The 20,347-nt window shown below is 71.6% G+C and carries 19 protein-coding genes and 1 pseudogene; 6 read left to right on the top strand and 14 right to left on the bottom strand.

Translation table 11 applies throughout. The features are described from left to right. Positions 1-14: 14 nt before the first annotated feature. Both ABD169_RS04055 and ABD169_RS04050 read left to right on the top strand, forming a co-directional pair. Positions 15-1,331 (top strand): annotated as a pseudogene (locus tag ABD169_RS04055) (flavin monoamine oxidase family protein); the annotation flags it as partial. Continuing rightward, complete coding sequence (locus ABD169_RS04050) at positions 1,328-2,668, top strand: flavin monoamine oxidase family protein (RefSeq protein ID WP_344029640.1); 1,341 nt, start codon at positions 1,328-1,330, stop codon at positions 2,666-2,668. The pseudogene ABD169_RS04055 and the gene ABD169_RS04050, both read left to right, overlap by 4 nt. Here the strand turns inward: ABD169_RS04050 and ABD169_RS04045 are convergent. Further along, the gene (locus ABD169_RS04045) at positions 2,665-4,329 is read right to left on the bottom strand and encodes an FAD-dependent oxidoreductase (RefSeq protein WP_344031630.1); all 1,665 of its coding nucleotides are present in this window, start codon (positions 4,327-4,329) and stop codon (positions 2,665-2,667) included. The two genes, ABD169_RS04050 and ABD169_RS04045, sit on opposite strands and share 4 nt — an antisense overlap. A gap of 83 nt (positions 4,330-4,412) precedes the next feature. After that, positions 4,413-4,598, bottom strand: coding sequence for a hypothetical protein (locus ABD169_RS04040; protein ID WP_344029637.1), 186 nt, complete (start codon positions 4,596-4,598; stop codon positions 4,413-4,415). 101 nt (positions 4,599-4,699) lie between these two features. Here ABD169_RS04040 and ABD169_RS04035 point away from each other — a divergent pair, with 101 nt between their 5' ends. Next, the gene (locus ABD169_RS04035; RefSeq protein ID WP_046456098.1) at positions 4,700-4,975 is read left to right on the top strand and encodes a metal-sensitive transcriptional regulator; all 276 of its coding nucleotides are present in this window, start codon (positions 4,700-4,702) and stop codon (positions 4,973-4,975) included. Positions 4,976-5,021: 46 nt separating this feature from the next. Here the strand turns inward: ABD169_RS04035 and allB are convergent, their stop codons facing one another. Both allB and ABD169_RS04025 read right to left on the bottom strand, forming a co-directional pair. Then, positions 5,022-6,365 carry an allantoinase AllB gene (gene allB, locus ABD169_RS04030; RefSeq protein WP_344029634.1) on the bottom strand — a complete coding sequence of 448 codons (1,344 nt, stop codon included), beginning with the start codon at positions 6,363-6,365 and terminating at the stop codon, positions 5,022-5,024. Continuing rightward, positions 6,362-7,189: a bifunctional allantoicase/(S)-ureidoglycine aminohydrolase gene (locus tag ABD169_RS04025; protein WP_046456126.1), complete on the bottom strand. Its 828-nt coding sequence runs from the start codon at positions 7,187-7,189 to the stop codon at positions 6,362-6,364. Before ABD169_RS04025 ends, allB begins: the two co-directional genes overlap by 4 nt. A gap of 138 nt (positions 7,190-7,327) precedes the next feature. Between ABD169_RS04025 and ABD169_RS04020 the strand changes: the two genes are divergently transcribed. Both ABD169_RS04020 and ABD169_RS04015 read left to right on the top strand, forming a co-directional pair. Next, positions 7,328-8,062: an aspartate/glutamate racemase family protein gene (locus ABD169_RS04020; RefSeq protein ID WP_344029631.1), complete on the top strand. Its 735-nt coding sequence runs from the start codon at positions 7,328-7,330 to the stop codon at positions 8,060-8,062. A gap of 29 nt (positions 8,063-8,091) precedes the next feature. Continuing rightward, positions 8,092-9,342: a DUF6986 family protein gene (locus ABD169_RS04015; protein ID WP_344029628.1), complete on the top strand. Its 1,251-nt coding sequence runs from the start codon at positions 8,092-8,094 to the stop codon at positions 9,340-9,342. Positions 9,343-9,377: 35 nt separating this feature from the next. Here ABD169_RS04015 and ABD169_RS04010 read toward each other — a convergent pair whose 3' ends face one another. The 5 genes from ABD169_RS04010 to ABD169_RS03990 are packed head-to-tail and all read right to left on the bottom strand — an operon-like array spanning position 9,378 to position 14,547. Continuing rightward, positions 9,378-10,169 (bottom strand): ABC transporter ATP-binding protein, encoded by a 792-nt coding sequence (locus ABD169_RS04010; protein WP_344029625.1) that lies wholly within the window; start codon positions 10,167-10,169, stop codon positions 9,378-9,380. Continuing rightward, entirely contained in the window at positions 10,166-11,002 is an 837-nt protein-coding gene (locus ABD169_RS04005; RefSeq protein WP_344029622.1) for an ABC transporter ATP-binding protein, read from the bottom strand. Before ABD169_RS04005 ends, ABD169_RS04010 begins: the two co-directional genes overlap by 4 nt. Beyond that, positions 10,999-11,910, bottom strand: coding sequence for an ABC transporter permease (locus tag ABD169_RS04000; protein WP_046456103.1), 912 nt, complete (start codon positions 11,908-11,910; stop codon positions 10,999-11,001). Before ABD169_RS04000 ends, ABD169_RS04005 begins: the two co-directional genes overlap by 4 nt. After that, entirely contained in the window at positions 11,907-12,917 is a 1,011-nt protein-coding gene (locus tag ABD169_RS03995) for an ABC transporter permease (RefSeq protein ID WP_344029618.1), read from the bottom strand. Before ABD169_RS03995 ends, ABD169_RS04000 begins: the two co-directional genes overlap by 4 nt. A gap of 58 nt (positions 12,918-12,975) precedes the next feature. Beyond that, positions 12,976-14,547 (bottom strand): ABC transporter substrate-binding protein, encoded by a 1,572-nt coding sequence (locus tag ABD169_RS03990; RefSeq protein WP_344029615.1) that lies wholly within the window; start codon positions 14,545-14,547, stop codon positions 12,976-12,978. 174 nt (positions 14,548-14,721) lie between these two features. Between ABD169_RS03990 and ABD169_RS03985 the strand changes: the two genes are divergently transcribed. Then, a complete protein-coding gene (locus ABD169_RS03985; protein ID WP_197074203.1) occupies positions 14,722-15,267 on the top strand; it encodes an Lrp/AsnC family transcriptional regulator in 546 nt (181 codons plus the stop codon). A 39-nt stretch (positions 15,268-15,306) separates the two neighbouring features. Here ABD169_RS03985 and ABD169_RS03980 read toward each other — a convergent pair whose 3' ends face one another. The 5 genes from ABD169_RS03980 to ABD169_RS03960 form a co-directional block, all read right to left on the bottom strand. Then, complete coding sequence (locus ABD169_RS03980) at positions 15,307-15,690, bottom strand: avidin-fold protein (protein ID WP_344029611.1); 384 nt, start codon at positions 15,688-15,690, stop codon at positions 15,307-15,309. 191 nt (positions 15,691-15,881) lie between these two features. Then, positions 15,882-16,646 carry an amino acid ABC transporter ATP-binding protein gene (locus tag ABD169_RS03975; protein WP_344029608.1) on the bottom strand — a complete coding sequence of 255 codons (765 nt, stop codon included), beginning with the start codon at positions 16,644-16,646 and terminating at the stop codon, positions 15,882-15,884. Then, positions 16,643-17,617: an amino acid ABC transporter permease gene (locus tag ABD169_RS03970; protein ID WP_084821162.1), complete on the bottom strand. Its 975-nt coding sequence runs from the start codon at positions 17,615-17,617 to the stop codon at positions 16,643-16,645. The genes ABD169_RS03975 and ABD169_RS03970 overlap by 4 nt, the downstream gene beginning before the upstream one ends. Before the next feature lie 21 nt (positions 17,618-17,638). Beyond that, positions 17,639-18,544 carry an ABC transporter substrate-binding protein gene (locus tag ABD169_RS03965; RefSeq protein ID WP_344029605.1) on the bottom strand — a complete coding sequence of 302 codons (906 nt, stop codon included), beginning with the start codon at positions 18,542-18,544 and terminating at the stop codon, positions 17,639-17,641. Positions 18,545-18,609: 65 nt separating this feature from the next. Next, the gene (locus ABD169_RS03960) at positions 18,610-20,298 is read right to left on the bottom strand and encodes an amidohydrolase (RefSeq protein ID WP_344029602.1); all 1,689 of its coding nucleotides are present in this window, start codon (positions 20,296-20,298) and stop codon (positions 18,610-18,612) included. Positions 20,299-20,347 lie beyond the last annotated feature (49 nt).

Below are 20,347 nucleotides of genomic sequence, written 5' to 3'. Positions count from 1 at the left end.
CCTTCCGGCGGCGAGCCCGCTCCCCCTACGATGAACGAATCGCTCGCGTTCGTTCAAGGGAGAATCACGTGCGGATCATCGTCGTCGGAGCCGGCCTGTCGGGCCTCACTGCGGCTTGGGAGCTCAGCAAGTCCGGGCACGAGGTCACCGCGCTCGAGGCACGGGACCGGGTGGGCGGCCGCACCTGGTCGCAACGGCTCGGCAACGGCCAGGTGACCGAGCGCGGCGGCGAGTACATCTTCCCGACGGAGTTCCCGATCCGCCGCCTGTCGGCCGAGCTCGGCGTCCCGATCATGTCGCACAACGTGCGCTACGGCCGGCGCACGGTGAACGGGCGCGTGATCTCGTTCGAGGAGCTCGGAGCGACGGGCGACCGGGTCCGCGAGACCCTCGCGCGGATGATCGCCGACGGCGCGCGGAACGTGTCGCTCGAGGCCGCCTTCGCCGAGGCGCTCGGCGCGGACTACCGGCTGGATCCGGTGTACCGCCGCACGACCACCTCGGCCGCGGCCGACCCGAACCTGGTCAGCGCCGAGGCGGTGTTGCTGCACGAATCGGCGACCGAGGGCGGCTACGTCGAGGACGGCGGCCGCTTCGTCGGCGGCAACCAGTCGCTCTCGATCGAGATCGCGCGACGCCTCGGCGACCGGGTCCGCCTGGAGCATCCGATCGCACGCATCGACCAGTCGGCGACGGGCGTGCAGGTCGAACTGCGCGACGGCACCCGGCTCGACGCCGACGCGGCCGTGCTGTCGGTGCCGCTGCCGGTGCTGCGCGACCTCGAGCTCGGCTTCGAGCTGCCCGAGGCGCAGCAACGAGCGCTCGACCACCGATTCATGGGCGTCGCCGCCAAGCTCGGCGTGCCGTTCAGCCGCGTCGACGACGACATCGCGCTGCAGAACCCCGACCACACCTGGTGGTCGTGGCGGTCCCTCTCGGTCGACGGCGAGCACCGGATCCCCGCGCTCTCCTGCTTCGCGGGCGGCCCGGCGGCCCTCGGTGCGCTCGGCGTGACCGACGGGCCGGAGGGTTGGGTGCGCGCGCTGCGCGAGATGCGGCCGGAGCTCGCCATCGACGGCGACCCTCTGCTGACCACCTGGGCCGACGACCCGTGGGCCCGCGGCTCCTACAGCGCCCCGAGCCTCGACTGGCACGCGGACGATGCGACCGCGTTCGAGCGCAGCGCCGGCCGGGTCGCGATCGCGGGCGAGCACACCGGGCTCGCGCAGTCGCTCTCGGGTGCCGTCGCCTCGGGCTATCGCGCCGTCGCCGCGCTCGAACGCGAGTTCGCGGCGGGTTCGGGATCGGCCGGATCGGGGGCCGGAGCATGACCCTCGACGGCACCGGCGCCCCCGAGGCCGACGCCGACGTCGTCGTGATCGGCGCCGGCTTCGCCGGCCTCGTCGCCGCGCGCGAGCTCGGCCGGGCCGGGCTCGACGTGATCGTGCTCGAGGCGCGCGACCGCGTCGGCGGCCGCACCTGGACCGACCGTCGCATGGGCCACGACCTCGAGCTCGGCGGCACGTGGGTGCACTGGGTGCAGCCGCACACCTGGGCCGAGATGACCCGGTACCAGCGGGACATCGTGCGCAGCCCCGCGGTCGAGGAGGCCTTCTGGCTCGGAGCGGGTGACGCGCCCCGACGCGGGTCGCTCGCCGAGTTCATGGCGGTGATCGACGCGGGCCAGCAGCAGCTCATCGACGACGTGCGATCGGCGATCCCGCGCGGCGTGGAGCCGACGGTCGGCGGGATCCGGCAGCTCGACGCGCTCTCGATCCAGGATCGATTCGACGCGCTCGGCCTCGATCCCGAGGCGCGCAGCGCGAACGAGTCGGTGTGGGTGGGGCACGTGAACGCGCGGCTCGACCAGGTCGGCCTGTCGAGCGCGATGCGCTGGGTGGCGGCGACGGGCGGGCACTGGCAGCTCATGCACGAGGCTTCGGCCACGTACCGCGTGGTCGGCGGCATGTCGGAGTGGACTCGGCTCATCGCCGAGGACGTGCCGGGCGAGATCCGGCTCGGCACCGCCGTCGCATCGGTCGCGCAGGATCCCGACGCCGGTCTCGTCTCCGTCACGACCGCGGATGGTGCGACGCTGCGCGCCCGCCGCGTCGTCTCGACGCTGCCCATCAACGCGATCCGGGGCATCGCCTTCGAACCGGCGCTGCCCGAGGTCTGGCACCGCGCGGCCGACGAGACGGTCGCGTCGCAGGGCACCAAGGTGTGGGTCAAGGTGCGCGGCACCGTGCCGCGCTTCTTCGCCTACGCGAGCCAGCGCCACCCGCTGTCCGTGCTGAAGAGCGAGTACTTCGGCGCCGACGAGCAGGGCGAGTACTCGATCCTCGTCGGCTTCGGCCCCGACCACACCCAGCTCGACGTCACGAGCGTCGCCGACGTGCAGGCCGCCGTCGGCGCGTTCCGCGGCGACCTCGAGGTGCTCGAGGTCGCCGCGCACGACTGGATGAAGGATCCCCTGTCGCGCAACACCTGGATGACCCACCGGCCCGGCCAACTCACCCGCGATCTGGCGGAGCTGCGCGAACCGCACGGGCTCGTGCGCTTCGCCACCACCGACAACGCGAACCTCTGGGGCGGCTTCGTCGACGGCGCGATCGAGAGCGGGCTGCGCGAGGCGAAGCGGATCGCCGAGGAGCTCGCTCCGAGCTAGGACCGCACGAGCACCGCGTCCCCGAGCACCGCGCGCGCGGTGAGCATGCCGCCGGAGAGCGACGCCGAGTCGAAACCCTCCTGCGCGAGCAGGCGGTGGGCGATGTGCGAGCGGACACCGGAGCCGCAGAGCGCGAGCACGGGACGGCCGGCGGCCGCCGCCCGGACCTCGCCGATCCGCCCGCGCAGCTCGGTGTGCGGCACGTTCAGCGCACCCGGCAGGTGCCCCGCGGCGAACTCCCCCGGGCTGCGGACGTCGAGCACGAGCGCACCGTCGCGGAGTTCCGCCCAGTGCTCGGCGTACCAGAGCTCGAGCGTGCCGTCGACGACGTTCGATCCGACCATCCCGGCGAGATTGACCGGGTCCTTCGCGCTGCCGTGCACGGGCGAGTAGGCCAGGTCGAGATCGACGAGGTCGCCGGCGGTCATCCCCGCCCGGATCGCGGTCGCGAGCACGTCGATCCGTTTGTCGACCCCGTCGGGGCCGACGCCCTGGGCGCCCAGCACCAGCCCGTCGCCGCGACGGACGTGCACGAGCAGCGACATCTGCGCGGCGCCGGGGAAATAGCCGGCGTGCTGATTCGGGTGCAGGTGCAGGGTGGCGAAATCGATGCCCGCGCGGTCGAGCGCCCGCCGGTTGGCGCCGGTGAGCGCGGCGGTGAGGGACCCGACGCGGATCACCGCGGTGCCGAGCGGCGCCGGGATCGGGCGCGCGAGCTCCGGGCGCAGCAGGTGATCGGCGATCTGGCGCCCCGCCCGGTTCGCGGGGCCCGCGAGCAGCACCGAGCGGCGGATCCCGGTGACCGGATCGGTCGAGCGGACCGCGTCGCCGGCCGCGGAGACGTGCGGGGCGGAGGTCCGCCCGCGCTCGTCGACGACGATCGCGCCGTCTTCGCAGAGGATCCCGGCCGCCTCGAACACCGCGGTGTCGGGGCGCGCACCGGCAGCGAGCAGGATCGTGTCGGCGGGGAGGCTCGCGCCGTCGGACAGCAGGACGGTGTCGCGTTCGACGCCGGGCTCGATCCCGACCGCCTCGACTCCCGTGCGCACGCGGACGCCGATCCGCGCGAGCTCCGCGGCGATGGGCGCCGCGATCTCGGGTTCGAGCGGAGCGAGCACGTGCGGTCCCCGCTGCACCAGCTCGACCTCCAGGCCCCGCGCGCGCAGCGCCTCGGCCGCTTCCACGCCGATGAAGCCCGCGCCGAGGACGACCGCGCGACGCACGCCGTCGGCCGGGAATTCCGATTCGACCAGCTCGCGCAGTGCGACCGCATCGCCCACCGTGCGCAGCGTGCCCACGCGCACCGAATCGATCCCGGGGATCTCGGGGCGGACGGCGATCGTGCCGGGCGCGAGCAGCAGCTCGTCGTAGGCGAGCACCTCGTCCCCCGCGGAAGTGCGCACGACGACCTCGCGCGCGGCCGGGTCGAGGCCGATCACCTCGTGCCGCGGACGCACGTCGAGATTCAGCGCGGCCCGCAGCGACTCCGGGGTCTGCACGAGCAGCGCCGACTCGTCGGCGATCTCGCCGCTGACGTAGTAGGGCAGCCCGCAGTTCGCGAAGGAGACGTGCTCGCCGCGCTCCAGCACGATGATCTCCGCGTGCTCGTCGAGCCGACGGGCGCGTGCGGCGGCGCTCATCCCGGCGGCGACGCCGCCCACGATCAGGATCCGCCGCGGTCGCGCGTCGCTCGCGTCCCGCGTCGCGAGCGGCGCACTCGCCGCGCCCGATTCGCCCACCGCGCTCATCGGCCGAACAGCCGGGCGAGGAACCCGCCCCGCTCCGGTGCGGCGGCGTCGATCTCGGCGCGGGAGTGCGACCCCGAGCACCACTGGGACGCCGGCACCGACGCCTTCACCTGCTGCACGTGCTGGCCGCATCCGGCCCACGTCGTTTTGCCGCACACCTTGCACGCGGTGGGTCTGCACATCGTCCACTCCATTCGCTCGAATACCCTAGGGGGTATCCCGACAATATACCCCATGGGGTATCCTGGGAAGCGATTTCGACCCACGCGACGAACGGAGCACGATGAGCAGCACGGAGCACGGGGACCCCGAGACGCAGCGCAAGATCGCGAACCGCCTGCGCCGGGCCCGCGGTCAGCTCGACGCCGTCATCTCGGCGGTGGAGGACGAGGCGAGCTGCCGCGACGTCGTGCAGCAGCTCTCCGCGGTCTCGAAGGCGCTCGACCGCGCGGGCTTCCTCATCGTCGCGACCGCGCTGCGCGAGTGCCTCGAAGCACCGGAGGGCGAGTCCGAGCTCGACGTCGCCGAGCTCGAGAAGCTCTTCCTCTCGCTCGCCTGAGCGAGCACGAGGCCGCGGAACCCGGCTCGGTGCCGGATGCCGCGCCTCAGATCACCCGCCCGGTCCGCGAGAGCACGCCCTCGCCGCGGCGGTAGACGGGTGCGCCGCCGAGGTAGGTCGCGTCGACGACGCCCCGGAGCTCGGCCCCGTCCCACGGCGACATCCGGTTGCGCACGTGCAGTTCCTCGGCGTCGAGCGTGCGGGTCTCGTCGGGACGCACCACCGCGAAGTCGGCCCGCAGCCCCTCCGCGATCCGGCCCCGGTCTCCGATGCCGGCGATCCCCGCCGGACCGGTCGTCATGAGCGGCAGGATCGACTCGAGCGCCACCCCGCGCCGTGAGGCCTCCGCCCAGACCGACGAGAAGCCCGTCTCGACGCCCGAGATCCCGCCCCAGGCGAGTCCCCAGTCGCCGTCGCCCTGCTGCTTCAGCTCGGGCGTCGACGGCGAGTGGTCGCTCACGATCGCGTCGATGGTGCCGTCGAGCACGCCGCCCCAGAGCAGATCCTGGTTTGCGCGCTCGCGGATCGGCGGGCAGCACTTGAACACGGGCGCGGCATCGGGGATGTCCTCGGCGGCGAGGGTCAGGTAGTGCGGGCAGGTCTCGACGGTGAGCCGCACGCCGTCGGCCTTCGCCGCACGGATCGCGTCGAGCGCCCCGGCATCGGCGAGGTGCACGATGTGGGCGCGACCGCCCGTGCGCCGCGCGGCCTCGATGACGCGCAGGATCGCGGTGCGCTCGCTCGCCGCCGGGCGCGATGCGAGGAAGTCCGCGTAGCGGCGGGCGCCGACGGCGTCGCCGAGATGCTCCTCGTCCTCCGCGTGCACGAGCAGGAGGCCGTCGAAGCCCGCGAGCTCCGAGAGCGCCGCTTCGAGCTGCGCGGCGTCGAGGTGGCCGAACTCGTCGATCCCGGACGGTGCGAGGAAGCACTTCACGCCCCGCAGGCCGCCGCCGATGAGCGGTTCGAGCGTGCCGAGGTTCTCGGGCACGGCTCCGCCCCAGAGCGCGACGTCGACCGCGAGCCGCCCTTCGGCGGCCGACCGCTTGGCGGCGATGGCGTCGGGGGTGGTCGTGACGGGCACGCTGTTCAACGGCATGTCGACGACGGTCCCGATGCCGCCGGCCGCCGCCGCCGCGGTCCCGGTCTCGAAGCCCTCCCACTCGACCCGGCCGGGGTCGTTCAGGTGGACGTGGCTGTCGATCAGCGCGGGGAGCAGGATCGCGTCCGCCGGGAGCACGAGCTCCGCGGTCGCGTCGAAGGGGTCCACCGCGGCGATGATCCCGCCTGCGATCCGGACGGTGGCCGGGGCGAAGCGGTCGCCGAGCCAGGTGCGCTCCGCCGCGATCGACGCGACGGGCGCGGACGTCGCGGGCTCGACCGCCCGGCTCACCTGCCGCCGCCCGGAGTGAGCCGCACCTGGCGGTTGACATCCTTGTACAGCAGGTAGCGGAACTGGCCGGGGCCGCCCGCGTAGCAGGCCTGCGGGCAGAAGGCTCGGAGCGACAGGTAGTCCCCGGCCTCCACCTCGACCCAGTCCCCGTTCAAGTGGTACACGGCCTTGCCCTCGAGCATCAGCAGGCCGTGCTCCATGATGTGGGTCTCCGCGAACGGGATCGAGGCACCGGGCTCGAAGGTGACCACGTTGCAGTGCATGTCGTACGCGAGATCGTCGGTCGGCAGCATCCGGGTCGTGCGCCAGGTCCCGTCCGTGTCCGGCATCGCGTCGGGCTCGATGTCGCGCTCGTTGCCGAAGCGCGCGCGGGGCTCGTGGCCGGCGAGCGGCTCGTGGTGCTTGCGGATCCAGCTGAACCAGGCGAGCTCCTCGCCCGCGTTGCGGACCGACCAGTCCGCGCCCGGGGGCAGGTAGGCGAAGCCGCCGGGCTCGAGCACGTGGGTCTCGTCACCGAAGCGCACGGTCAGGCCGCCGGCCATCACGAAGACGAAGGACTGCACCTCGGGCTCGGGCTCGGGCTGCTCGGAGCCGCCGCCGGGGGCGACCTCGACGAGGTACTGGGCGAAGGTGGTGGCGCCGCCCGCGACCGGACGGTTGATCACCCAGGTGCGGGTGCCGGTCCACTCGGGGAGCACGCTCGTCACGATGTCGCGCAGCACTCCGCGCGGGATCACCGTGTACGCCTCGGTCACGACAGCTCGGTCGGTGAGCAGTGCGCGCTGACTGGGAAGCGCCGTATCCGGCACGCGATAGCTGGTCATCTGATCTCCTTCGATCGGTCGGAACACGCGCGCCACGGATGAGTCGCGCGGAGAATTCCCACCGATCATATGTCATACGTCTTATCGTCTGACATTTAGGGTACGATTCGAAGCGGAACCGTCTCGCGAAGGAGCGACATGAAACTGCTGGCCGTCAACTGCAACACCTCGGGGTCCGTCACGCGCGAGATCGAGGCCGCCGCTCAGGCCGTCGCCGCCCCCGGTACCGTGGTCGTCGGCGCCACCCCGAGCTGGGGCGTCGCCTCCGCGGAGGGGTACTACGAGAGCTTCATCTCGGCCGCAGCGGTGCTCGACCTCCTGGCCACCTGGCCGGGGCACTTCGACGCGGTGATCATGGCGGGCTTCGGCGAGCACGGCCGCGAGGGCACGCGCCAGCTGCTCGACGCCCCCGTCGTCGACATCACCGAGGCCGCCGCCATCACCGCCGCGCTCATCGGGCACCGCTTCGGGGTCGTGACCACGCTGTCGAGCACCATCGGATCCATCGAGCAGAGCCTCGACGGACTCGGCCTCGCCTCCCGCTGCGCGGGCGTGCGCGCGTCGGACGTGCCCGTCGTCGACGCGGCCCACGACGTCGCAGCGACGGCCGACGCGCTCGCCGAGGCCGCCCGGCCGCTGCTCGCGGCGGGCGCCGACGTGCTGGTGCTGGGCTGCGCCGGTTTCGCCGGGCTCGACACCCTGCTCGAGGAGCGCACCGGGGTGCCGGTGGTCGACGGCGTCGCCGCGGCCGTCACCCTCTGCGAGTCCCTCGTGCGCCAGGGCAAGCGGACGAGCAAGGCCGGCGCGTACGCCGCACCGAACCGCGCCAAGCCGACACCGGGTTGGCCGGTGAGCGGGCCGGCGGTGCGCTGAGCGCATCCGAGACGAAACGAGGACGGAACATGCACCAGCAGTCGGCGTTGATCGCGCGGCTCACCCAGGACCTCGACCGCGAGCTCGCGGCGGTCGACCGGCGGCTCGCCGAGCAGTATCCCGGCCGGCGAGCCGAACGGCAGCCGATCCACACCGTCTACGTGCCGGCGGACCGGTTCTCGGCGTCGACGGTCGCCGAGTGGGGTGCCGAAGCGGCCCGGATCCTCGACGCGAACGGCGGTGATGCGGCGAGCCTCGCCAGGGTCGTCGGCCTGCCGGTCGAGACCGTCGACGAGCTGCTGCCCCGGGTCCGGCGCAAGCTCGCCGCGGAGCCCATCGAGGACCTGCGGATCGACTTCGAGGACGGCTACGGGCCGCGCTCCGACGCGGAAGAGGACGCCGCGGCGATCGCGGCCGCCTCGGCTCTCGCCGAGCTGCTCGCGGGCGACGGCCCGAAGCCGATGCGCGTCGGGATCCGCTTCAAGTGCTTCGAGGCGGCGACCCGCGCCCGCGGCGTGCGCACCCTCGGACTGTTCGTCGGGGCCCTCGCGGAGGCCGGCGCCGTCGACCGGCGCTTCGTCGTGACGCTGCCCAAGGTGACCGCGGTCGAGCAGGTCTCCGCGCTCGTGACCGTCCTCGGCGCGCTCGAGGTCGAGCACGACCTCGAACCGGGCGTCCTGCGCTTCGAGATCCAGGTCGAGACGCCGCAGTCGATCCTCGCCGCCGACGGCACGGCGCTCGTCGCCCGCCTGATCCACGCGTCGGCCGGCCGGTGCACGGCCCTGCACTACGGCACCTACGACTACTCGGCCTCGTGCGGGATCGTGGGGCGATACCAGTCGATGGAGCATCCGGCCGCGGACCACGCGAAGGCCGTGATGCAGGTCGCGGCGGCGGGCACCGGCGTCGAGCTGTCCGACGGCTCGACGAACGTACTGCCCGTCGGCGACCGCGATCGGGTGCACGCGGGCTGGCGGCTGCACGCCCGGCTCGTGCAGCGCTCGCTCGAGCGCGGCTTCTCCCAGGGCTGGGATCTGCACCCCGGCCAGTTCGCCACGCGCTTCCTCGCGACCTACGCGTTCTTCCGCGACGAGCTCGACATCACCGTGCGCCGGCTCGCCGCCTACGCCGGAGTCGGGGAGCCGACGGAGTATCTGGACGAACCGGCGACCGCGGCCGCGCTCGCCGACACCGTCGTCCGCGGGCTGGAGTGCGGCGCGATCGCGGAGTCGGAGCTCGGCGCGATCGACCGCGAGACCCTCGCGCGACTGCGCAGATAGGAGATCCGGGCGCGCGTGCGCGCGCCCGGATCCTCCTACTCCTCGATCCCGGGCAGCGTGCCCATGCCGTCGACGGCGGGGATCGCGGCGAGCAGCCGCTGGGTGTAGGGCTCCCGCGGATCGGACCAGACCTGCTCGGACGGCCCGCGCTCGACGATCACGCCCGTGTTCATCACGGCGACCTCGTCGGCGATGGTGCGCACAACCGCGAGGTCGTGGCTGATGAACAGCAGCGAGGCGCCGGACTCGAGGGCCAGGCGGCGCATGAGCGCCGCGACCTTCGCCTGCAGGCTCGCGTCGAGCGAGGCGATCGGCTCATCGCCGATGAGGAGCTTCGGCCCGGCGGCGATCGCGCGCGCGATCGCGATGCGCTGCCGCTGGCCGCCCGAGAACTGGTGCGGGAACCGGCTGCCGACATCGGCGGGCAGTTCCACCTCGCTCAGCAGATCCGCCACGCTCCAGCTGGTCGACTCGGGGTTGGCGCGCAGACCGTCCTCGATCTGGCTGCCGACCGTGCGCCGCGGGTTGAGCGAGGCGTAGGGGTTCTGGAACACCATCTGGATGCCCATGAGCTCGCTCGGCCGCCGGCGCATGCCGAGCTTGCCGACCGCGGCGCCGCCGAAGCGGATGCTGCCGTGGGCGATGGGCTCGAGCCCGCAGACCGAGCGGGCGAGGGTCGACTTGCCGCAGCCCGACTCCCCCACGAGGCCGACGACGCTCGACGGCGCGATGTCGATCGAGACGTCGTTCACGGCGGTCAGCGTGCCACCGCCCGGCAGGCGGTATCGGACGGTCAGATCCTGGATCGACAGCAGTGGCTCGGTCATCGTGCGGCCTCGCTTCCCGCGATCGGCTGCCCGTCCTCGTCGAGGAACGGCAGGTGGTTGGGCAGGGCCTCGATGAGGCCTCGGGTGTAGGCCTCGCGCGGACGGCGCAGCACGTCGAAGCGCGGACCCTCCTCGAGGATCACGCCCTCGCGCATCACCGAGATGCGGTCCGCCAGGCTCGACATGACGCCGAGGTCGTGCGTCACGAGCATGACCGCGAGCCCCAGATCGTCGCAGAGCTGCTTCAGCAGCCGCAGCACGCCGGCCTGCACCGTGACGTCCAACGCCGTGGTCGGCTCGTCGGCGATGAGGATCTCGGGTTCGCAGATGATCGCCATCGCGATCGAGATGCGCTGCAGCTGCCCGCCCGAGAACTGGTGCGGATACTTCTTGATCGCGGTCTCGGGATCCGGCACCCGCACGAGCTCGAGCGTGCGGATCGCCCGCTCGCGCGCCGAGCGCTTGTCGATGCCCGCGTGCACCCGCAGGTGGTCGGTCAGCTGGCGGCCGATCGACAGCATCGGATGCAGGCTCGCCGTCGGGTCCTGGAACACCATCGCGATCCGGTTGCCCCGGTACTTCGTGAGGGCGCGCTCGTCGAGCTCGAGCAGGTTGCGCCCGTCGAACTCGATCCGGCCGCCTGTGCGGGCACCGCCGGGCAGCAGCCCGCACATCGCGAGGCCCGTCATCGACTTGCCCGAGCCGGACTCGCCGGCGAGGCCCGTGATGCGCCCCGGTTCGAGATCGAGATCGATCCCGCGCACGACCGGTTTCGGATCGCGTTCCGACCCGAACGTGACCGTCAGGTCGCGGATCTGCAGTCCGCCGCTCATACGGCCCTCCCCTGCACGGCATCCCGCGTGTGCGGGTCGAGCGAATCGCGCAGCGAATCGCCGATGAAGTTGAACGCCATCACGACCGTGAAGATCGCGAGGCCCGGGAACGCGGAGATCCACCACGCCGAGAACTGCTCGATGCCGCCCGCGACCATGGCGCCCCAGTCGGGCGTCGGCGGCACGGCGCCGAGCCCCAGGAACGACAGGCCCGAGAGCAGCAGCATGGCGGTGCCGACGTCGAGCGTGGCCAGCACGAAGACCGGAGCGAGCACGTTCGGCAGGATGTCGCGGCGCAGCGTGGTGAACGGTCCCGCGCCGAGCAGGCGCCCGGCGACCACGTACTCCTGGCCGCGGGCGCTCACCACGAGCGAGCGGGTGACGCGCGCGTACGCCGGCCACGACACGATCAGCATCGCGATGACGGCGTTCGTGAGGTTCGGGCCGAGGGCCGCGGTGATGACCATCGCGAGAATGATCGTCGGGAACGCGAACACCAGGTCCGAGAGCCGCATGATGACCTCGTCGACCGCCTTGCCGAAGTAGCCGGCGACGGCGCCGAGCACGCCGCCCAGCACCATGGCTGCGGCGACGAGCGCGAGCGACAGCGGCAGCGAGACGCGGGAGCCGTGGAGCACGCGCGATAGCACGTCGCGGCCGACCTGGTCGGTCCCGAACCAGTGCTCGGCGCTCGGCGGCTGGAGCCGCGGGAACGCCTGCGCCAGTGGATCCGCCGGGGCGATCACGGGTGCGAGCAGCGCGATCAGCAGCCAGCCGACGGCGATCACGATGCCCGTGATCGCGAGCGGCGTGCGGAACGACGGGTTGATGCGGAACCTGCGGCTGCGCGGCGCCTCGCGGCGCAGCACCTCGGCGGCGCCGGGCGCCTGGGGAGCTTCGGTGCTCATGCCACCCTCACTCTCGGGTCGACGACGCCGTACAGCAGGTCGACGACGAAGTTCAGTCCGATGTAGACGACGCCGACGATCAGACCGACGCCCATGATGGCGGGCAGGTCGAGCTTCGTCGCGGCGGCGAAGGAGTACTGGCCGAGGCCGTGCCACGAGTACACCTGTTCGACGAGCACGGTGCCCGAGAGCAGCGAGCCGAAGGCGAGGCCGAGCACGGTCAGGATCGGCACGAACGCTCCGCGCAGGATGTAGCCGAAGACCACCGTGCGGCGGGGCAGGCCCTTCGCGCGCGCCGCCTTCACGTACTCCATGTCCATCACCTCGAGCACCGCGGAGCGCGAGAAGCGCGTCAGCAGGCCGATCGTGTAGAGCGCGAGCACGGAGGCGGGCAGGATCAGGTGCCGCAGCGCGTCCCAGAAGGTCCAGAGATCGCCCGCGAGCAGCGCGTCGATCGTGTACATGCCGGTCACCTGCGGCGGCGGGATGCTCGCGGGCTCGAGACGACCCGAGCCGGGCAGGATCCCGAGCAGGAAGAAGAAGAGGTAGTACGCGACGAGCGCGAGCCAGAACGTCGGCCAGGAGAGGCCGATGAGGCTCACGACGCGGATCACCTGGTCGACGAGGGTGCGGCGCTTGAGCGCGGCCCACAGGCCGAGCCCGATGCCGATGATCGCCGAGAACACGATCGCGGCGAGCGCGAGCTCGATCGTCGCCGGGAACGCGGCCCCCAGCTCCTTCGCGACGGGCTGGTGGCTCTGCACCGAGGTGCCCAGGTCGCCCTGGAAGATGTTGCCGACGTAGCGCAGGTACTGCATCGGGATCGGCTGGTCGAGCCCCTGCTCGGCGCGGAACTTCGCGACGATCTCGGGGTTGGCTGCCGCCTGCTCGCCGAGCGCGGCCTGCACCGGGTCGGCGGGGACGAGGTTCGTGAGCGTGAAGGTGACGACCGTGACGCCGAACATCAGCAGGACGGTCACCACGAGCCGCACGGCGACGTAGCGCACGAACGGGTGGAGGCCCGCTCGTGCGCTACGTTCGGCCGTGGCGATCGCTCGCGTCTGGCTACTTGATGAGGGCAAGGTCGACGGTCCAGACCGGGTTGGTCGTCACCGAGGAGACGCTGGGCGCCATGACCACGTTCTGGGCGGGCTGCAGCAGCGGGATGAAGGGGCCGCTCGCGTTGAGCTGCTTCTGCCAGTCGCCGTACGCCGCGGCGCGATCCGTGCCGGTGGCCGCTGCTGCTGCCGTGGCGGTCTTCGTCACCGCGTCATCGGCTCCGGCCTTCCAGCCGGCGCGCAGGCCCACGAGCTCGCCGGGCGAGAACACGAGGTAGTTCGAGGGGTCCGGGAAGTCCGGGCCCCAGTACCAGAGACCGACGGTCTCCTTGCCGTTGCGGTAGGCGTCGAGCTCGGTCGCCACGGGGGCGGGGGCGAGCTGCACCGTGATGCCGACCTCGGCGAGCTGCGCCTGGACGCTCTCGGCGACGTTCTGCAGCGAGAGGCCCTGCACGGTGATGTCGTTCGGGAAGTTCAGGGTGATCTTCTCGCCCGCGTAGCCCGACTTCGCGAGCGCGGCCTTCGCCGCCGCGACGTCGCGCTGGTTGCCGTCGGCGGCCTTCAGCGAGCCGTCGAAGAGCGAGGGCACGACGCCGCCGGGGCGCACGGATCCCTTGCCCGCGAGGTCGACGATCTTGTCGTAGTCGACGCCGAGCTTGAACGCCTTGAGGAAGTCCGGGTTGCTCGTCAGCTTGTTGACGGCGGGATCCTGGTTGAGCAGCAGGAAGATCATGTAGCGCGAGGCGTTGCTCTCGACCTTGACCTTCGATCCCGAGAGCTCGGCGACCTGGTCGGGGTTGAGGTCGAGCGCGACCTGCGACTCGCCCTTCTCGACGTTGAGCTTCTGCGTGGGGCCCTCGACGTTGCGCAGCACGACGCGGCTGTAGGCCGGCTTGTCGCCCTGGTAGTTGGGGTTCGCCGTGAAGACGACCTGCTTGGCGGAGTCGAACGACTCGAGCGTGTAGGGGCCGGATCCCGCGGACTCGCCGTTCAGGAAGGCCTCCGCCTTGTCGTTCGCGTCGTTGGTGCCACCGTTCTTGGCGACGACCTTCTGGTTGACGACCGACAGCGCCGGGTTCGGCAGGATGAAGGGCAGTGCCGGGTTCGGCTTCGCCGAGGTGAGGGTCAGCGTCTTGTCGCCGGTCTTCTCGACCGTGATGCCGTCGAGCAGGAACGAGGGGTTGCCCTTCACGCCCTGCACGCGCTGCAGCGAGAAGACGGCGTCGTCGACGGTCACGTCAGAACCGTCGGAGAACTTCGCCCCGCCCTTCATGGTGAGGGTCATGACCGTGTTGTCGGCGTTCATCTCGTAACTGGCGAGGCCGTCGACCGGCTTGGTGACGTCGCTGCCGTTGAAGGTGAGGAGCGTCTGGTAGAGCGCCTTCGCCACGATCGAACCGGTGGTCTCGTACTCGCGGTTCGGGTCCGCGGTCTTGAGGTCGAACGAGGCGTCGACCACGAGCGACTTGCCGCTCGCGCCGCCGCCGGAGTTCGGGCCGCCGGCGCAGCCGGTGAGCGCGAGCGCCGTCGCGGCGACCGCCGTCGCGCCGAGGAGGACGCGGGACAGAGAATGCTTCATCGGATCTCCTTGATGATCGAACGGTCCGCGAACGGACCTGAGTGGAATTATGCTGTGAAGCCGCCGTTTCGTGCTACCCGATCCGCCGGATCGCACGTAACGTTTCGGTCACCCTGCCGCATTTCACCAATTCGTCCAGGATGATGAATGCACGGATCCCAAAGGAGGGACAGAGTGAAGCTCGACGACACCCACCGCCGCATGATCGATCTGCTGCGCCAGGACGGACGGCTCTCGGTCAACGCGCTCGCCGAGCAGCTCGGCATCTCGCGGTCCAACGCCTACCAGCGCTTCGAGCGCCTCATCCAGGCCGGGATCATCACCGGATTCCGCGCCGACATCGACCCGCGAGCCGTCGGGCTCGGCATCTCCGCGCTCGTCTTCGTCACCCTCGAGCAGGCGCGCTGGACCGAGTTCCGCGAGGCGCTCGCGGAGGTCGAGGAGCTCGAGTACTTCGCCGTCACCACCGGGCAGCACGACGCCATGCTGCTGGTGCGCGCGGCCGACGTCGCGGGGATCCACGGCCTCGTCTCGCTCCGCCTCGCGCAGTGGCCGTCGATCAAGTCGACCGAGACGGTGTTCCTCATGGACGAGGCGAGCACCCTCGCGGCGCTCCCGACGGCTCCGGCGCAGGCATCCGCCGCGTCCGAGGAGTTCGACGGGCAGGTCGCCGGCATGACCCGGTTCATCCGCGCGCGCCACGGCGGCGCGCAGGAGTGAACGGACGGGCTCAGCGGGACGGATCCGGGCCGCGGAGGTTCAGCGCACCTCGACGCAGACGCTCGTCTCGGGCCCCGCGGCCGAGCCGTAGAACTCGGTGAGGCGCAGCGCCCCGTCGCCCGTGCGCGAGACGATCGTCACGGCATTGCCGTGCGTCAGCGCGCCCGAGACCGAGCGGTGGTTGTACGAGAGCCGCACGGTATCGCCCTCGCGCACGCCGGCGAAGCGCCCCTCGACCACGGTGTCGCCGGCGTAGTCGCCCCAGACCACTCCCGCGTTCTCGAAGTACGAGAAGCGCGTCGGTTCCGCGGCGACCGAGCTCGTCGTCGAGTGCAGCATCTCGAACACGGTCCCGTCGAGCGGAACCGCGACGCGCTCCCCCTCGATCGCGCTCTCGACGATCTCGATGTGCTCCCGGATCATGGCGTCCCCTCGTGCCGTGCACCGCGCGGCCATCGCGCGGGCGCTCCCACGCTAGTGGATCCGCGCCGCCGGGAGCGCGGCCGGGCCCGGGCGCCCCGCCGGACGGGTTTCGGGGGAAGCCGGCCGGCGGAGCGCTCGGCCCCGGCCGCGCGGTCCCGACCCGGGCTCCCCCGGACCGGGACCGCAGGCGGTCACAGCACCTTCGAGAGGAAGTCCCTCGTGCGCGCCTCGCGCGGATCCACGAGCACCTCGTGCGGCGATCCCTGCTCGACCACGACGCCCTCGTCCATGAAGGTGACCGTGTCGGCCACCTCCCGGGCGAAGCCGATCTCGTGGGTGACGACGATCATCGTCATGCCGCTGCGCGCGAGCTGCTTCATGACCTCGAGCACCTCGCCCACGAGCTCGGGGTCGAGCGCGGAGGTCGGCTCGTCGAACAGCATGAGCTTCGGGCGCATCGCGAGCGCACGGGCGATCGCGACCCGCTGCTGCTGGCCGCCTGAGAGCTCGCTCGGATAGGCCGCCGCCTTCTCGGAGAGCCCCACCTGCTCCAGCAGCTCGCGGGCGTGCGCCTGGGCGACCTGCGGCTTCTCGCCCTTCACCGTGATCGGCGAGCACGCGATGTTCTCGAGCGCCGTCATGTGCGGGAAGAGGTTGAAACGCTGGAACACCATGCCGATGTCGCGGCGCTGCGCGGCAGCCTCCTTGGCGGGCAGCTCGTGCAGCTTCCCGCCGCGCTCCCGGAACCCGATCAGCTCGCCGTCGACGCGGATGCTGCCGCCCTCGATGCTCTCGAGGTGGTTGATGCAGCGCAGGAACGTCGACTTGCCCGAGCCCGACGGGCCGAGCAGGCAGCTCACCTCGCCCGGCCGCACGCTCATCGACACCCCGCGCAGCACGTGGTTGTGCCCGTAGGCCTTGTGGACCTGGTCGGCCTCGACCATGAACTCGCTCATGAGACTCTCCCGTTGTCGCCCGTGTCGGCGCCGAACGCCGGCACGACGCTGATCACCTTCGTCACGCCCTTGCCCGCCCGCGGACCCTTCGGCCCGCGGCTCACCCGGCGCACGTGGCCCCGCGAGAACCGGCGCTCCAGGAAGTACTGGCCGACCATCATGATCGAGGTGAACGCGATGTACCAGACCGACGCCACGAGCAGCAGCGGGATCGGGTTCAGCGTCTCCGACGAGATGTCGCGGGAGCGGGTGTAGAGATCGAAGCTGTAGGGCACGGCGGTGACCAGCGATGTGGTCTTCAGCATGCCGATGATCTCGTTGCCGGTCGGCGGGATGATCACGCGCATGGCCTGCGGCAGCACGACCTTGCGCATGTTCTGCCCCCAGCTCATGCCGAGCGCCGTCGCGGCCTCCGTCTGGCCGGGATCCACGGCGAGCAGACCCGCGCGCACGATCTCGGCCATGTACGCGGCCTCGTTGAGCGCGAGGCCGAGCACCGCGATCCAGAACACGTCGAGCAGGTCGGCGGTGCCGAAGGAGAACCAGGGCTGCTGGGTCGGGAGCCCCACGGTCACGGTCTTGTAGATCGTGGTGAACAGGCCCCAGAAGACGAGCTGCACGTACACCGGGGTGCCGCGGAAGATCCAGATGAACGCCCAGGCGACGGCGACGAACACCCGGTTCGGGCTCTGCCGCATGACCGCGAGCAGCACGCCGAGGGCGATCGCGACGATCATGGAGTAGGCGGTGAGCTGCAGGGTGATGCCCGCCGACTGCACGATCCGCGGATCGAACAGGTAGGTGCGGAACGCGTTCCAGTCGTAGGCCTCGCGGCCGGCCGCGTCGATGATGACGGCGACGACGGCCAGCAGCAGGACCACGGCGACGACCGTGCGCCACGGGTGCTTCGCGCGCGCGGCGCGGATGCGCACCTCGGGCGGGATCCCGAGGTCGGGAGCGGATGCTCTCATGGTGACGGAGACTCCTGACGGCTACTTGGTGGCGGCGTTGATGGTGATCTTGTCGATCGCGCCCTGCTCGACGCCCCAGTACTGCAGGAGCTTCGCATAGGTGCCGTCGTCCGACAGATCCTGGACGGCGGCGCGCAGGGCCTCGGCGAACTCGCCGCGATCCTTCTTGACGATCGCGCCCGAGAGCACCTCGTCGTAGATGGGCGAACCGATGAGCTTGCCCTTGCTGAGCTTCACGGCGTAGCTCGTGACGGGCGAGTCCGAGACCATCGCGTCGGCGCGGCCGAGGGTCAGCGCCGCGGTCTGCTCGTCCTGGGTGTCGTACCCGAGGATCTCGATCTTGCCCTTGCCGGCCGCATCGCACTTCTTCTGCACGGTGGGCAGGTAGTCGAGGATCGCGGAACCGCCGTTCTGGGCGCCGACCTTCATGCCGCAGACCTGCAGCTCCTCGGTGATGGGCTTGTCCTTGGGCGAGGCAAACTGGTTGCCGGCCTTGAAGAAGTCGATGATGTCCATCGTCTCCTGGCGCATCTTCGAGTCGTAGTAGCCCCCGATGCCGAGGTCGTACTTCTCGCCGAGGATGCTCGGCACGATGTTGTCGAACTTGGCGACGCGGTACTCGGTCTCGAGCCCGAGCTTCTTCGCCGCGGCGTTCATGAGGTCGACCTCCCAGCCGATCGGCTTGCCGTTCTTGTCCTTGAACTCGTTCGGCGCGTAGGTCGGGTCGACGCCGATGATGATCTTGCCGGCCTTCGAGACCTCGGCCGGGACCTGGGCCGCGGCGTCCTTGTTCACCGTGATCTTGGTGAGGTCGACGCCGGTCTGATCGCCGCTCTTCTTGTCGTCGACCTGCGGTGCGCAGGCCGCGAGGCTCGAGATGGCGACCGCCGTGACGGCGGCGAGGGCGAGGGTGCGCTTCAGCGACATGGGGTGCTCCTTTGCGTGGTGTGCGGAAGTGGGGTGGTGGTCTGGGTCGGGCCGGAGCCCGCGGTCTATGCGGCCGGGTCGGGCGTTCCGGCCGGATCGGCCGCGCGGAACACGGATCGGCCGCGCGAGAAGGTCTCGACCGTGCGGGTGCGCGCGATCTCGGAGACGGGGGCGGTGAAGGGATTGCGATCGACCACGGTCAGGTCGGCGGCGAAGCCCGGGGCGATCGTGCCGACCTCGTGCTCCCATCCGTTGATCTCGGCGCCGCCGCGCGTGTAGGCGCGGAGCGCCTCGCCGAGGCCGAGGCGTTCCCCGGGCACGAACACGCGCTCGTTGCGGTCTGGGTGCCCCTCGGGGTGCTGCCGGTTCACGGCCACGTGGATCCCGAGCCAGGGGTCCGCGGTGGTCACGGGCCAGTCGGACCCGGCGACGAGCTGCCCCTCGGCCTCCGCGATGCTGCGGAAGGGGTACTGCCACTCGGTGCGGTCCTCGCCGATGAGCGGCACGTTGAGGTCGACCATCTGCGGGTCGTACGACGCCCAGAGCGCCTGCATGTTCGCGGCGACGCGCAGCGCGCCGAAGCGGGTCACATCGTCGGGGTGCACCATCTGCAGGTGCGCGATGTGGTGCGTCGCCCCCGTGTCGCCGTTCGCGGCGCGCGCCGCGGCGACCGCGTCGAGGCACTCGGAGACCCCGCGGTCGCCGATGGCGTGGAAGTGGGCCTGCAGGCCGTCGGCGTCGAAGCGCGTCACGATGCGGTTCAGCAGTTCGGGCTCGACGAACGAGATGCCGGTGTCCCCCGCGTCGCCGCACGCGCAGCCGGCCGGGAGGTAGGGGACGCTGACGGCCGCGGTCTTGTTCTCGACCACGCCGTCCTGCATGATCTTGATCGTCGTGATGCGGAAGCGATCCCCCTGGAACTCGCGGCGCACGGCCTCGAGCTCGGGGATCTGCTCCTCGCCCCGGGTGCGGTCCCACCAGAGGGCCCCGTTGACGCGAGCGTGCAGCTCGTCGCGCTCGATGGCCTCGCGGTAGACGTGCACCTCCTGCGCGCTGTGGTTCCCGTAGTCGCCGATCAGCGCGTCCTGCCAGCCGGTGATCCCGAAGGCGTGCAGGTACTCCTGCGCGGACATGAGCGCCGCGTACATGTCGGCGTGCGTCGGCTCGGGAGCGAGTCCGAGCACCAGCATGCGGGCGCCCTCGTGCAGCGTGCCCGTCGGCTCGCCGTCCGCATCGCGCTCGATGGTGCCGTCGGCGGGATCCGGGGTGTCGCGGGTGATCCCCGCGAGCCGGAGCGCCGCGGTGTTCACCCAGGTGCTGTGGTGGTCGCGGTTCGAGATCGCCATCGGCCGGTCGGAGCAGATCGCGTCGAGGTCGGCGGCCAGCGGGAATCCGCCGGGGAATGCGGCCATCTGCCAGCCGCCGCCGAGGATCCAGGGAGCCGCGGGGTTCGCTTCGACGTAGGCTCGCACCGTCGCGAGGTAGTCCTCGCGCGTCCATCCGTCCGAGAGGTCGCAGCCGAGGCGCTCGAGGCCGCCTTCGACGGGGTGCACGTGCGAGTCGACGAGGCCGGGCAGCAGCAGCCCGCCGCTCAGGTCGACCACGCGGGTCTCCGGGCCGATCAGCGCCGCCACCTCGTCGATGCCCACGGCCGCGATCCGGTCGCCGATCACTCCGACGTCGGTGCGCACCGGATCGGCGCCGCTGCCGTCGAAGACCTCGCCGCCGGTGAAGGCGATCGTGAGCTGCTGCATGGGTTCCCGCTTCGTCGGGATCGAGGCGTTGCTGCGGGGCCGGACGGCC

Source organism: Leucobacter iarius (assembly GCF_039530105.1).
In the GTDB taxonomy this organism is placed as follows: domain Bacteria; phylum Actinomycetota; class Actinomycetes; order Actinomycetales; family Microbacteriaceae; genus Leucobacter; species Leucobacter iarius.
Note: the sequence above shows the minus strand (reverse complement) of the source record. Positions and strands in the feature narration are given on the sequence as shown.

What these genes read in the sequence shown, in the direction of transcription:
- ABD169_RS04050 (WP_344029640.1), top strand. Translation starts at nt 1,328, where the DNA reads ATGACCCTCGACGGCACCGGCGCCCCCGAGGCCGACGCCGACGTCGTC.
- ABD169_RS04040 (WP_344029637.1), bottom strand. Translation starts at nt 4,598, where the DNA reads ATGTGCAGACCCACCGCGTGCAAGGTGTGCGGCAAAACGACGTGGGCC.
- ABD169_RS04035 (WP_046456098.1), top strand. Translation starts at nt 4,700, where the DNA reads ATGAGCAGCACGGAGCACGGGGACCCCGAGACGCAGCGCAAGATCGCG.
- ABD169_RS04025 (WP_046456126.1), bottom strand. Translation starts at nt 7,189, where the DNA reads ATGACCAGCTATCGCGTGCCGGATACGGCGCTTCCCAGTCAGCGCGCA.
- ABD169_RS04020 (WP_344029631.1), top strand. Translation starts at nt 7,328, where the DNA reads ATGAAACTGCTGGCCGTCAACTGCAACACCTCGGGGTCCGTCACGCGC.
- ABD169_RS04015 (WP_344029628.1), top strand. Translation starts at nt 8,092, where the DNA reads ATGCACCAGCAGTCGGCGTTGATCGCGCGGCTCACCCAGGACCTCGAC.
- ABD169_RS04010 (WP_344029625.1), bottom strand. Translation starts at nt 10,169, where the DNA reads ATGACCGAGCCACTGCTGTCGATCCAGGATCTGACCGTCCGATACCGC.
- ABD169_RS04005 (WP_344029622.1), bottom strand. Translation starts at nt 11,002, where the DNA reads ATGAGCGGCGGACTGCAGATCCGCGACCTGACGGTCACGTTCGGGTCG.
- ABD169_RS04000 (WP_046456103.1), bottom strand. Translation starts at nt 11,910, where the DNA reads ATGAGCACCGAAGCTCCCCAGGCGCCCGGCGCCGCCGAGGTGCTGCGC.
- ABD169_RS03990 (WP_344029615.1), bottom strand. Translation starts at nt 14,547, where the DNA reads ATGAAGCATTCTCTGTCCCGCGTCCTCCTCGGCGCGACGGCGGTCGCC.
- ABD169_RS03980 (WP_344029611.1), bottom strand. Translation starts at nt 15,690, where the DNA reads ATGATCCGGGAGCACATCGAGATCGTCGAGAGCGCGATCGAGGGGGAG.
- ABD169_RS03975 (WP_344029608.1), bottom strand. Translation starts at nt 16,646, where the DNA reads ATGAGCGAGTTCATGGTCGAGGCCGACCAGGTCCACAAGGCCTACGGG.
- ABD169_RS03970 (WP_084821162.1), bottom strand. Translation starts at nt 17,617, where the DNA reads ATGAGAGCATCCGCTCCCGACCTCGGGATCCCGCCCGAGGTGCGCATC.
- ABD169_RS03965 (WP_344029605.1), bottom strand. Translation starts at nt 18,544, where the DNA reads ATGTCGCTGAAGCGCACCCTCGCCCTCGCCGCCGTCACGGCGGTCGCC.
- ABD169_RS03960 (WP_344029602.1), bottom strand. Translation starts at nt 20,298, where the DNA reads ATGCAGCAGCTCACGATCGCCTTCACCGGCGGCGAGGTCTTCGACGGC.